The organism is Bacillus sp. RB3 (assembly GCF_030164735.1).
GTDB lineage: Bacteria > Bacillota > Bacilli > Bacillales > Bacillaceae_G > Bacillus_A > Bacillus_A cereus.
Genome location: NZ_JASNGE010000010.1, coordinates 1 through 13,063, shown reverse-complemented (window position 1 = coordinate 13,063; position 13,063 = coordinate 1). Strand labels below are relative to the sequence as shown.

Sequence of the window (13,063 nt, the reverse complement as noted above, 5' to 3'; positions counted from 1 at the left end):
AGTAAAAAAAGCTTGGGCTTCGGCCCGAGCTTTTTTTATCTCCTCTTCTCCCAGTAGTTAATCTAGATTCGGTAAATGAAATTATATCGGCGATTTTTCAAATATATCGACTTACCGACAAAAAACGACAACAAGCGTGACTCCCTCTTCAAACACAAAAAAACCTTGATCCACGCCACGTAGAACCAAGGTTTATCTTATTATCATTGATTAAATGAAAAAACTATGTTAAATTAGAACAGAAACACGTTTTATAAAACAAAAGGAACGTATTTATCCGTATCTTAATTTTACACCAAAACACATCTTCAGTCAACCTCTATTTTTCACTTTTAAAGGAGTGCTTACCGTATGAACAAAAAACTTGATCTAGAGCAAAAAAGATTGGATACCGTAATTGAAACAATTACGGAGCAAATTGATAAACTGGAAAACGAAACTGGCAGACGCCGAGCAGAAGTAATCAATATTCGTAAACACTTTTGGGATGATGTGAAAGTGAATACTGATACTTTCGATGATTATCTTGAAACAGTTATCAACTTAAGACAACAAGCTCAGTCACTAGCTGTCACACAAATTACCCATAAGCACACCTTTAATCGACTTGCCGCATTAAGACGTATGCATAAAGCACCTTATTTCGGACGAATTGATTTCAAAGAAGAAGGAGAATCTGCCGCGGATCAAATTTATATCGGCGTCGCTACACTTACTGATGCAAGCGGAGAAAACTTCCTTATATATGACTGGCGCGCACCTATTTCGAGTGTGTACTATGATTATCCACCAGGACCTGCTGAATACAGTACACCAGGCGGCGTAATCCACGGTAATGTGGAGAAAAAATTACAATACATTATTCAAAATGGCGAGATTGATTCTATGTTCGATACGAGCCTTACAATTGGTGATGAAATCTTGCAACAAGCGCTTGGAAAAGGCACGAACAAACATATGCAAAGCATCGTTGCTACGATTCAGCGCGAGCAAAATGAAATTATCCGTCACGATGAAGGCCGACTCCTTATCGTGCAAGGAGCCGCTGGTAGTGGTAAAACATCAGCTGCATTGCAACGAATCGCCTACTTACTATATAAATATCGCGAATGGTTAAAAGCAGATCAAATTATTCTCTTCTCCCCTAACTCTATGTTCAACAGCTACGTTTCTAACGTACTACCTGAACTCGGCGAAGAAAATATGCAGCAAGTGACTTTCCAAGAATATTTAAACCATAGACTAAGTAAGTCATTTGACGTTGAAGATCCTTATGAACAATTAGAATATATGTTAACTGAAACGAATAATCCTACCTATAAAACGAGAAATGCGAGCATTCGATTTAAGGCATCTACTCAATTTTTCGAGATGATTAGAGCGTACAGACAATCTCTTGAATCTTCAGGCATGCTATTTAGAGGAATGAAATTTAGAGGAAAACTGATTGTTTCTGCGAAAGAAATTACAGAACAATTTTACAATACCGACTCCTCCCTCCGCTTCCATAGTCGAATTGAGAAGTTAACGGATTGGCTAAACAAGCAAATAGATGCACTTGAAAAAGCAGAACTGAAAAAGCCTTGGGTAGAAGAAGAAATTGAATTACTTAGTAAAGATGAATACCAAAAAGCTTATAAATATTTACAGAAAAAAGGCGAGTTTGACGACAACTCCTTTAATGATTTTGAAAAAGAAACGAGAGTACTTGGACGTATGATTGTCCGTAAAAAATTGAAGCCACTGCGTAAAGGCGTTCAAACATTACGCTTTATCAATTTCACAGGCATATATAAACAACTTTTCACAGATGCATCATGGGTTACTGAGAAAAAACCGAAAGAGTGGGATGACATTTGCTCCTTAACAGTAAACATGCTTGATGAAGGAAAACTATATTACGAGGATGCGACTCCATTTTTACTTTTAAAAGAATTAATTGAAGGCTTCCAAACGAACAGATCGATTAAACACGTACTCGTAGACGAAGCGCAAGATTATTCGCCGTTTCAGTTCGAGTTTTTAAAACGTCTCTTCCCTGCTGCAAGAATGACTGTACTCGGAGACTTTAACCAAGCGATATTTGCTCATGCGAGTGAAGCAGTGAATTTCAACACACTTACTAGCTTATACGGACCAGACGAAACGAACGGCATCAACTTAACTCGTAGCTACCGCTCAACAAAACCGATTATTGAATTTACACGTGCTCTCGTACCGGAAGGCAAGAACATTCACGCCTTTGAACGTGACGGCGAGAAACCTACAGTGACGAAAGTATCGAATGTCAACGAACTGCACGAACGTATTACTGCCAAAGTTGCTGAACTACAAAAAGAGCAGCACAATACGATCGCAATTATATGTAAATCTGCAGCTGAAAGCGCAGCTGCATACGAAGCACTTAATCATATCGATAATATTAAACTTGTGAAAAGTAACTCAGCCGAGTATGAGCAAGGCATTGTCATAATCCCTGCTTACTTAGCGAAAGGTATTGAATTTGATGCCGTTATTATTTACAATGCTTCTAAAGATGTGTACAGCGATGAGAGCGTTCGTAGATTGTTCTACACTGCTTGCACACGCGCAATGCATGAATTGCAACTTTATAGCGTTGGCGAGGTTAGTCCTTTTGTGCTTGGGGCTGATTCGGAGAGTTTTGAGCTTATAATGAAAACACCTTGATGATTCAAGGTGTTTTTCTCATTCTAATTGAAATATCCTTACGCCTATACACACTCAGCACGATCCCCATTATAAGCGCATGAAATACAGTCGGCGTTAATCCGTAACTAATAAAAGGTAAGGATATAGCAGCAAGCGGCAATAATCCTAGTATCATTCCAACATTATAAATGAACTGGAATACAAAAAGAGTCAATCCACCAACGAGTAGCAATTTACCGTACCGATCATTTATTTTATAAGAGATGACTATTAATCTTGCTACAAAAAGAGAAAGAACGAAGACAAGAATTAATGCAAGCCAATACCCATAATAGTAAGTCAAACTTGCAAATACAAAATCAGTATCCGGAGCAGGGATGAATTTCATATCTCCATATGTACCAAACCAACCTGCTGATGACATTACCTCTTTTAATCGTATATACATAAACCCTGCACCACCTGCATCACTCTCCGGATTTAAATACCCTAAAATTCTATCTAAGTGATATCCTGAAGACCAGGATACCGATGCCCTGATAATAAATAAACAAATGGGTACAATCGTAATAATCAACGCCGTTTTCTTTCCTAATTTACTCCACCAAAGCATAACGAATACCATTGTCATATAAACAAAAATTGACGAAAGGGTTGATACAATCAAAAATAAATACAAAGAAAATAAATATAAAACCACAAGATGCATAACCTTTAACCTACTATTATTGAAAAAAGACGCCCACGCTAGAAAAAAGAACGGTACTGCTATTAAACAATCAATTTCAATAGGACCGATTTTTATTAACGGTTCTCCAGTCAACGAAGCGTTCGGAAAACAGTATAGCATTAACAGAATGAGTACCCCGATTGTGTAAAACAACCCTCCCATTCTCTCTAATTTCCGATAATCAATCAGCATCATCCCAAAAGCTGTTACAACACCGAGAATAACAAATATCACCTTATTCATTATTACATCATTCGTATATCCAAAAGCTATAACTGGCAAAAACCCTAGCCCCATCGCAGCCACTAATAAACCAATTAAGAACCAATCAACCTTTGGCTTATGTAGTTTATTAAGTTCCTGGCCAAGCTTAATTGGGCTTCCCATTTGTTCAACAGCCTTATCTTCAGCAACTTCCTCACTTAAGCCTTTCTCTATCCACATATTCTTCGTCTGTTTCAAGTGAAAGTCTAGTTCTGTTGCCACCAAGTCCTTTGCTTCTTTTGATTTAATATGGTTCGTAACTTCTTTTAAAAAACGCTCCCCTTTTTTGCTCAATTTTTTCTCACTCCTGTATTAATCCTTTTAATATAAATCGTGCCTTCGTAGCATTCTTCTCTGCCTTTCGCAGCATTTTATTTCCTTTATCATTTAATTGATAATATTTAGCTCCCGCGTGATCCCAGCTAGATTGGATAAAGCGATTTTGTTCTAGACGATGTAATAAAGTGTATAGAGACCCTTCACCACCTTCGAATTTTTGAATCCCTCTCCCTCTTAGCAACTGCATCAATTCATAACCCGTTTTTTCATTCATAAGAAGTTGTAACACTGCTAAAAGGATATCTTCTTCCTTTTCGGACGATTGCTTAATTTTTTCGCGCACCTGCTTCTGGTGCTGATCAGAAAAACTCAAATGTTTAAACGTTGTGTTCTCCATTGATTTTCGCAAACCTTTTAATCGATCTTCCATTTGATTATCCCTCCAATCCTTTCTTCAAAAGTTCCTTCGCTTTTTTCAGTCTCGTTTTTATCGTATTTTCCTTTACGTCTATTACCATAGCAATCTCTTTAATTGATAATTCTTCATAATAAAATAGATAAATGACTTCTCGATATTTTATCGGTAAACTCATTACCGCAGAAGCCAACCTACTATCCTCCGCATTTTGAATGACAGTTTGTTCGACACTATCATTTTGAATCCCAATATACGCAAATTCATCCTCTGTAACGATTACCTTTTTGTTATACCAACTTTTTATATAGTCCTTACATTGATTAATCGCAATTCTCCATAACCACGTTTTCACATTCGATTTCCCTTTATATGTATGAAGAGATTTATAACATTTCACAAATATATCTTGCGTTATATCCTCCGCAATCTCTTTATTATTCACATATGAATACACAAGCTGCAGGACTTCTTGCCCATACTTGTTCATTATTTCGTCGATAAGTTCCTCCTTATCTTCTATTTCAAACGCTTCTATCGTTAATTCATCCACATCATTTCCTCCTTCCCATATATTAGACGACGCACTGTATGGAAAAGTTTTATAAATGTATAAAAAAATACGGATGGTAATGTCCATACCGTTTTTTATGAATATTTATTTACTTCTTGTCCCCTGACACTAATGCTCTGCTTAAAAACAGGAATTTTCATCCATATATCTTGTTCCCTATTTTAAAACATAATACAATGAATACGTAACTTAATAAGCTATAACTAGTAGGTGTGGCAATCATCTCTTCCATTTTGAAAAAAGGGGGAGGTGATAATATAATCGCGATGTTTGTAATTAAATTAGTGTATGGTATCCTAACCGGAGCTGGCGTTGTCATCGGTAGAAGATACGTCGGTCCGTGGCTAATTTCTGTATACAAAAAAGCGAGAACCACCCTGCTTCGTGGAAAAGGTAAGGGCGGTTCTCGGCTAAAACATTAATGTAATTGTCTTATAACCGCACCTACTACCACCACAATAGCAAGTTAGGTTACACAAGGCAGAAGTTTCTCAGGCTTCTGTCTTTTTTTATTTTATGCAAAATTCACACTACATACTCTATCATCATTGTAACACATTTTATTTATTTTTAGTCAAGAGAAAAACTACCTAAAGGGCTCCCCTTCAGGTAGTTCTCTATTTTGCGCTAACGCAGCTAGACTTTTTCAAGTTCAGCTGTGCCGCTCTCATCATTTATAGCACCAATAAAGACGGATTATGTACCCGCTTCATAACAGTATGAGTAAACAAGGAACAACACCTATTACGAATATAAAAAATCCTCTCACTATATAGCACTTATGTTTTCAGCAATACTCTATTACCATCAAACTAAATTTGTATAATTTAAACTACAGAATAGCAAGCTAATTTTCAAATATCTTCTTGCGCATTATCCTAAATTTATTATCTATTTGTATCATGCTTATAAATAAAAGATATCCTACCGACGCACCGAGCATATTTATAGCAATCCGCCACACATCAAAAACATCAGACAAAGTTAGTAAATGTAATATCTCCCAAACAAGAAAGGTCATAACATACCACTTACGAGCTTTCTTATAGTTAGTCACTTTATTAATCAGCACTGGAACGAAAAATCCGAATGGAACTACTAATATTATATGTTGTAAAACACTTAACCAATAAGTTGAGTTTCCCCAAGGACCTGGATGTGCAATAAAATCTTTAACTTGCCAAAGTGTTATTCCAAAAAGTTGTAATAACGTTTCTAAATCAGATATATGTAAAAATTGCTGCCAAAATTCAATGGGATGATAGACAGTCCCACCTGTCAAACTGCGAACAGAGTCAAATGTAGAAGTTGAAATAAACGTTCCTAAAAAGACAATAAAACAAATGATTATATAAGGAATACATAAAATTTTTGATAATACCTTTAATGGTCTAGGAACTTCGTATACCGATTTATTAATCTCTACGCCAATAACTTTTGATTCTCCAAAACTTTGAATTGCTTTATAAATCGCTTCTTTTTCATTCATACCTTGTTCCATATATTCTTCTTTCAAGCTGTTCAAGTGATCATACATTTCTAGAAATAACTCATCCTGTTCAATATCACTAAGTTCTGAATAGGCTAAAATAGACTTAATATACTCATCAAATTCACTCATAAATAACTCCTTTCTGACAAGCTTGAATTAATGCTGTTACACTCTCCCAAGAATTCACTTTCTTCTGCAATTCTTTTTTCCCTTTATCTGTAATAGTATAGAATTTCCTTTTCATCCCATTCTCAGATTCATTCCAATAAGATTCAAGAAACTCCTTTTTCTCTAATCTCTTTAAAGCAGGATACAAAGTTCCCTGCCCCATACTATACAAATCTTCACTTGCATCCTTTAAACTTTGAGCTATTTCATATCCATATGTATCACGTTTTGCAATGATAGAAAGTAATAAAATATCTATACTTCCCTTCAAGATTTCTTTGTCCAACAATACCACCACCTTATATACATCGTATAACAACATATGTCGTTATGCAATATAGTTAGAAGAATATTCCATAAAAAAGAACCACCTAAAGGCTCCCCTTCAGGTGGTTCTCTATTTTATGCTAATGCAGCTGCTTGCTCTTGTTGATCTACAGGAACGACAGCGTCTGTTAATGCTTTTTCTAGTTCTGCTGTGTATTTCATTTGCTCTTCTTTGCTCCAGCCTAGTTTCGCAGCCATGTAGTTGATTACTGCTTCTTTCCACTCGTATACCCAGTGGATGTTGAAGAATACAGCACCTCTGCGGCGTACGAAGAAGTCAACTGGTTTTGCTGTCATTTCGTAATCCATTGCGTATACAAGTGGGATTAGAACATCTAGCGGCATGTTGTATTCTTTCGCTTCGTCTTTATGTTTTTTCGCTAAGTCGAATAGTATGTCAACGTTAGAGCCATAGAATTTCGCGAATTCTTCTGCTTGTGCTGTCGTTAAACCGTATTTTGTACCTTCGCCTGCTTTTTTCGCGATAAATGCTGGTAATCCTTTAGAGCCATCTACATGTCCACCAGAGATCGGCATATGTTTCGTTGTGCTCTTCGGATATGCACTATGACCTTCTTTTTGTAGTAAGTTTGTTACGTAGTCTACTACCATTTCAGCCATTTTGCGGTATCCTGTTAATTTACCACCTGCGATTGTAATTAAACCAGATTCAGAAGTCCAAATTTCGTCTTTACGAGAAATTTCAGATGCACTCTTACCTTCTTCGTAAATTAACGGACGTACACCAGCCCAGCTTGACTCGATGTCTTTTTCCGTAATTTTTACGCTTGGGAACATGTAGTTAATCGCATTAATGATGTATGTGCGATCTTCTGTTGTCATTTGTGGTACAGCTGCGTCTTTATCGTAGAACGTATCTGTTGTACCTACATAAGTTTTTCCGCCGCGAGGAATCGCGAATACCATACGTTTATCTGGTGTATCGAAGTAAATCGCTTGGCCTAATGGGAAACGTTTTTGATCAATTACTAAGTGAACACCTTTTGATAACTGAAGTACTTTTCCTTTTTTCGAGTTATCTTTTTCACGAAGTGTATCTACCCAAGGACCTGCTGCGTTTACAATTTTCTTACCGTAAACTTCGTATACTTCACCGTCTAGTAAATCGATTACACGTACACCACATACTTTTCCATCTTTATATAAGAAACCATCTACTTTTGCGTAGTTAACAGCTTTTGCACCGCGTTCAATTGCTTCTTTCATTACTTCAATTGTAAGACGCGCATCGTCTGTACGATATTCTACGTAGTAACCGCCGCCTTTTAATCCTTCTTGTTTTACAAGAGGCTCTTTCTTCAGCGTCTCTTCACGGTTAAACATTTTTCTGCGCTCGCTTCGTTTTACACCTGCTAAGAAGTCGTATACACGAAGACCAATTGATGTACTAAATGATCCAAACGTACCGCCTGTATGGAATGGAAGTAACATCCACTCTGGTGTTGTTACATGGGGACCGTTCTCATATACGATCGCACGCTCTTTACCTACTTCCGCTACCATTTTCACTTCAAGTTGTTTTAAATAACGTAGACCACCGTGTACAAGTTTCGTTGAACGACTTGATGTACCTGCTGCAAAGTCCTGCATTTCAAACACAATTGTTGATAACCCGCGTGTTGCTCCATCTAATGCAATACCAGAACCAGTAATACCTCCACCAATTACGATCACATCTAATTCTTGTTTATTTACTCCGTTTAATACGTCTTTACGTTGTTTACTTGAAAATTTCATGGTAATTCCTCCCTTTGATAACGAAAAAAGAGACCACAAACTCCGCTATAGATTTCGCCTCTATAGCGTGTTGTGGTCTCTCCAAATCTCCTACCGAATTATTAACTTGTCACCATTATAACACTGTTTATGATTATTTGAAAGCTTTTGTTGCTTCAATTGCTTTTTTCCATCCAGCATATAGCTCTTCGCTTGTTTTCGCTTCCATCGTTGGTTCAAAGCGTTTGTCCATATGCCACTGTTCTTTAATTTCATCTTGGTTTTTCCAATATCCAACCGCAAGACCAGCTAAGTATGCTGCACCTAGAGCCGTTGTTTCATTGATTACTGGACGCTCTACAGGAACATCTAAAATATCACTTTGGAACTTCATTAAGAAGTTATTTTTAACCGCTCCGCCATCAACGCGTAATGTTTTCAGTTCAATACCTGAATCTGCTTCCATTGCGCATAATACATCTTTCGTTTGGTAAGCTAAAGATTCTAGCGTTGCACGAATGAAGTGCTCTTTCGTCGTACCGCGTGTTACACCAAACATAGCGCCGCGTACTTCACTATCCCAATAAGGTGTTCCTAGTCCAACGAATGCTGGTACAACGTATACACCGTCAGTTGATTCAACGCGATTCGCGTACACTTCACTCTCACTCGCATCTTTAAACATGCGCATTCCGTCGCGTAACCATTGAATTGCAGAACCCGCTACGAAAATACTTCCTTCTAATGCGTAGTTTACTTTACCATCTATTCCCCATGCAATTGTTGTTAATAGACCGTGCTCAGAAGCTACTGCTTTTTCACCTGTGTTCATTAACATGAAGCAACCAGTTCCGTAAGTATTTTTCGCCATACCTTCACCGAAACAAGCTTGTCCAAATAAAGCTGCTTGTTGGTCACCAGCTACACCTGCAATCGGTACATTTTGACCGAAGAAGTGGTAATCAATTGTTTCTCCGTAAATTTCAGATGATGGACGTACTTCTGGAAGCATGCTCTTTGGTACTGTTAACATTTCTAGAAGCTCATCATCCCACTGTAAGTCGTGAATGTTAAACATTAACGTACGTGATGCATTTGAGTAATCTGTTACGTGTGCTTTACCACCAGATAGTTTCCATACAAGCCACGAATCAATTGTTCCGAATAATAGATCGCCGTTTTCTGCTTTCTCTCTTGCACCTTCAACATTATCTAAAATCCATTTTACTTTCGTACCAGAGAAGTATGCATCAATTAAAAGACCTGTTTTTTCGCGAACAATTTCGCTATAACCTTTTTCTTTTAACTCATCACAAATTTCAGCTGTTTGGCGAGATTGCCATACGATTGCGTTGTAAATTGGTTTACTAGTTGTTTTATCCCAGACAACCGTTGTTTCACGTTGGTTCGTAATACCGATACCAGCGATTTGTTCTGGTTTTACATCTGCTTCGCTTAAGCAAGTTGCGATAACTGCTAAAATAGATCCCCAAATTTCTTGTGCATTATGCTCTACCCAGCCCGGCTTTGGAAAATGTTGTGTAAACTCTTTTTGAGCTGAATGAACAATTTCACCTTTTTTATTGAAAAGAATTGCGCGTGAGCTTGTTGTTCCTTGGTCTAATGAAAGAATATATTTTTTCATATCGGTTTCCCCCTTATGCTACTTTTCTACTATTTGTATTGCTTCCACTTTTTTTACTTGTCATATAAGAGATTGCTAGTACAATCACAGTTGCGATAATCACATAAATAAGTGCTGAATTTTGTTTTCCTTCAAATACAACTTGATGGAATAAACCTGCAAGTGATCCACCTAAAATTGGACCAACTACTGGAATCCATGCATACTTCCAGTTTGAACCGCCTTTTCCTGCAATCGGAAGGAAGAAGTGTGCGATACGCGGACCTAAATCACGTGCTGGGTTAATTGCGTATCCTGTTGTCCCACCTAATGATAAACCAATACTTACAATTAAGAAACCTACGATAAATGGATTTAATCCATCTGCAAACTTATTTGCACCAATTGCTAATATACCAAATACTAAAACGAATGTTCCAATCATTTCACTTAAAAGGTTTGCAAATGTGTTCGGAATTGCTGGACCTGTTGCAAATACACCTAATTTTGTTCCTGGATCTTCTGTTTCTTTCCAGTGTGGTAAGTAATGTAAATATACGATAACTGCCCCGATAATTGCCCCAATCATTTGTGCTGCGATATAACCTGGTACATCACTCCATGGGAACGCTCCCTTAAATGCTAGTCCTATCGTTAAAGCTGGATTCAAATGTGCCCCACTAATTGATCCAACCGCATACGCTGCAACCGCTACTGCTAAGCCCCAGCCCATTGTAATAACAATCCAACCTGAATCTTTCGCAAACGATTTCTTTAAACTTACACCAGCACAAACGCCGCCACCAAGTACGATTAACAACGCAGTCCCTATTAACTCTCCTAAAAATGCTGACATAGTATCCCTCCACAATCAATTTAAACGCTTCCAAATGTGATAGAGGTAAAATGAATGGCCATTCGTTTTTGTCAAAAGAAAAAGACCCACAGCTTGCACGCTTCTATATAAATTTATATAGAAACAATGAAATGTGGATCTCTACTTTTCTCCGTCACGTTTATTAACTTGTCTATAATGTTAACCGTAAATGAAAGCGGTGTCAACGAAAAAATTCACATTTTCGTCACTTTTTTTGGTAATGTTTCCATAGTTCGCGTTTTGATGTCGTAATTGCTGTCGCACCAGCGTTTAAAGCTCTTTCCACATCTTCTACAGTACGAATAAAACCACCCGCTAAAATCGGTACACCAGTACGCTCTTTCACTTCAGCGATAACGTCCGTTAATGCTCCAGGAAGTACCTCAATATAATCCGGTTTCGTCTTATCTAAAAGATTGCAGCTCTTCTCCATCGCACTCGAATCGATTAAAAAGATGCGTTGTATTGCCACAACACCTTTTTGCTTCGCCTTCATAATAACGCTCGCCTTTGTTGAAAGTAACCCGTACGGTCTAAACTCCTGACATAAATATTCCGTCGCATGCCCATCACTCTGCAAACCATGAATTAAATCCACATGTAAAAACACCTTTTTACAATATTGCTTCGCAAGCGATATAACACTCTTCAATTGGCCGACATGAATATCTAAAATAACAATATATTCATACGAACTATGTAATAGCTTTTCCAAATCTTTAATTTGCCTCACTGCCGGCAAAATCTTCTGTTCATGAAATTCCATTCTAAATGTCCCGATACGATAAACTTAACTAAATCTATACAATTCAATCAAATTTACACGAGTTAGTGCTTCATCGTGTTCTCGCAGCCCCAAAGGGACGAGGGGTATAACACTCCACACGAGGCAGTATCGTTACCTCCTATTATCAAGCATTTATTTTACCCATCTTGATAAATTTATCGACGCATTTACATCCCTATCGTGATGGCTATTGCATGAAGCACAACACCATTCACGAATCTTTAAACTCCACTGTCCTTCTGGTTGAACTGAATGGTCGTATTTTACTCCGCAACATGAGCAAATCTTGCTTGAAGCGAACCATTTATCAGCTTTTACATACGCAATGCCGTACTTCTCGCACTTGTATGACAAACATTGAAAGAAGAAGTTTAATTTTTGAAATGAAAATGCTTTCGATAGTTTTTTGTTTTTTAACAGGTTTGAGATAGATAAGTCTTCCACAACAATTCTCATTGGTTTGGTTTTCACCAATGTAGCTGTTGCTTGATGGATATGGTTATTTCGGATATTCGTAATTTTCCTAGATAACCGCAGGTGCTCAGTTTTCGCTTTTTCATATCCGGCAGATTGAATTTTTACACCTTTTTTAAATCTCCTAGACATATCTCTTTGCGCTGACTTTTTCCTTTTCAAAAGTTTTTTAACCTTAGCATCTTTGTTTATATTTCGTTCTTTCATACCATTAGAAGCTACAAAAAGCTCTTTTAAACCAACATCCACACCAATCGACTCATCGGTTAGTTCTTGTGATTCAAAGTCTTCTTGGAACCCTACACTCATCCACCAGTGACGACCGTCAAAGGTAACTCTTGGATTTGATGTTTTTTTATTTCTTGGTAGTTGTTGGCTTGTTTTCACTTCTCCAATAGACTGAATATGAACTACTTTCTTTCCTATAACCAGTCTTTCATAATTGGCATAAAATCCTTGAATTAAATCTTTTTTGGATTTATAAGAAGTGTGATAACCATTTTTGTACTTTTTGAACGAATGTTTTCTCGCCGTATCAAAATCTTTTGAAGCCTGTTTGGGAACTTGTGCATTGATGTCTTTTAACCACTCATATCTCTTTCGCTTCTTGATCTTTGTAAATCGTTTCTGTAAAGCTAACTGTGA

At 37.4% G+C, this 13,063-nt stretch carries 12 protein-coding genes; 1 reads left to right on the top strand and 11 read right to left on the bottom strand.

The features are described from left to right. Positions 1–351: 351 nt before the first annotated feature. A complete protein-coding gene (gene helD / locus QO049_RS14585; protein ID WP_246962258.1) occupies positions 352–2,688 on the top strand; it encodes an RNA polymerase recycling motor HelD in 2,337 nt (778 codons plus the stop codon). Between the two features lie 4 nt (positions 2,689–2,692). On the opposite strand, the gene QO049_RS14580 is transcribed toward helD, so the two are convergent. From QO049_RS14580 to QO049_RS14530, 11 genes are all read right to left on the bottom strand, one after another. Beyond that, on the bottom strand, positions 2,693–3,958 hold the full coding sequence (locus QO049_RS14580) for an FtsW/RodA/SpoVE family cell cycle protein (protein WP_061655434.1): 1,266 nt from the start codon (positions 3,956–3,958) through the stop codon (positions 2,693–2,695). A 7-nt stretch (positions 3,959–3,965) separates the two neighbouring features. Then, positions 3,966–4,373 (bottom strand): PadR family transcriptional regulator, encoded by a 408-nt coding sequence (locus QO049_RS14575; protein WP_246962253.1) that lies wholly within the window; start codon positions 4,371–4,373, stop codon positions 3,966–3,968. A 4-nt stretch (positions 4,374–4,377) separates the two neighbouring features. Next, a complete protein-coding gene (locus tag QO049_RS14570) occupies positions 4,378–4,911 on the bottom strand; it encodes a sigma-70 family RNA polymerase sigma factor (RefSeq protein ID WP_246962251.1) in 534 nt (177 codons plus the stop codon). Positions 4,912–5,068: 157 nt separating this feature from the next. After that, a complete protein-coding gene (locus QO049_RS14565; RefSeq protein WP_162871148.1) occupies positions 5,069–5,293 on the bottom strand; it encodes a hypothetical protein in 225 nt (74 codons plus the stop codon). Positions 5,294–5,779: 486 nt separating this feature from the next. Next, complete coding sequence (locus QO049_RS14560) at positions 5,780–6,553, bottom strand: VanZ family protein (protein ID WP_001288383.1); 774 nt, start codon at positions 6,551–6,553, stop codon at positions 5,780–5,782. Beyond that, complete coding sequence (locus QO049_RS14555; protein WP_000356630.1) at positions 6,546–6,878, bottom strand: PadR family transcriptional regulator; 333 nt, start codon at positions 6,876–6,878, stop codon at positions 6,546–6,548. Before QO049_RS14555 ends, QO049_RS14560 begins: the two co-directional genes overlap by 8 nt. A gap of 116 nt (positions 6,879–6,994) precedes the next feature. Beyond that, on the bottom strand, positions 6,995–8,677 hold the full coding sequence (glpD, locus tag QO049_RS14550; protein ID WP_098669761.1) for an aerobic glycerol-3-phosphate dehydrogenase: 1,683 nt from the start codon (positions 8,675–8,677) through the stop codon (positions 6,995–6,997). Positions 8,678–8,810: 133 nt separating this feature from the next. Next, the gene (gene glpK / locus QO049_RS14545; RefSeq protein WP_000760004.1) at positions 8,811–10,301 is read right to left on the bottom strand and encodes a glycerol kinase GlpK; all 1,491 of its coding nucleotides are present in this window, start codon (positions 10,299–10,301) and stop codon (positions 8,811–8,813) included. Positions 10,302–10,314: 13 nt separating this feature from the next. Then, positions 10,315–11,136, bottom strand: a complete 822-nt coding sequence (gene glpF / locus QO049_RS14540; protein ID WP_001272195.1) for a glycerol uptake facilitator protein GlpF — start codon at positions 11,134–11,136, stop codon at positions 10,315–10,317. Between the two features lie 226 nt (positions 11,137–11,362). Then, entirely contained in the window at positions 11,363–11,923 is a 561-nt protein-coding gene (gene glpP / locus QO049_RS14535) for a glycerol uptake operon antiterminator GlpP (protein WP_000394285.1), read from the bottom strand. A gap of 153 nt (positions 11,924–12,076) precedes the next feature. Then, positions 12,077–13,063: RNA-guided endonuclease InsQ/TnpB family protein (locus tag QO049_RS14530; RefSeq protein WP_284489312.1), on the bottom strand; the 987-nt coding region annotated here is incomplete at its 5' end.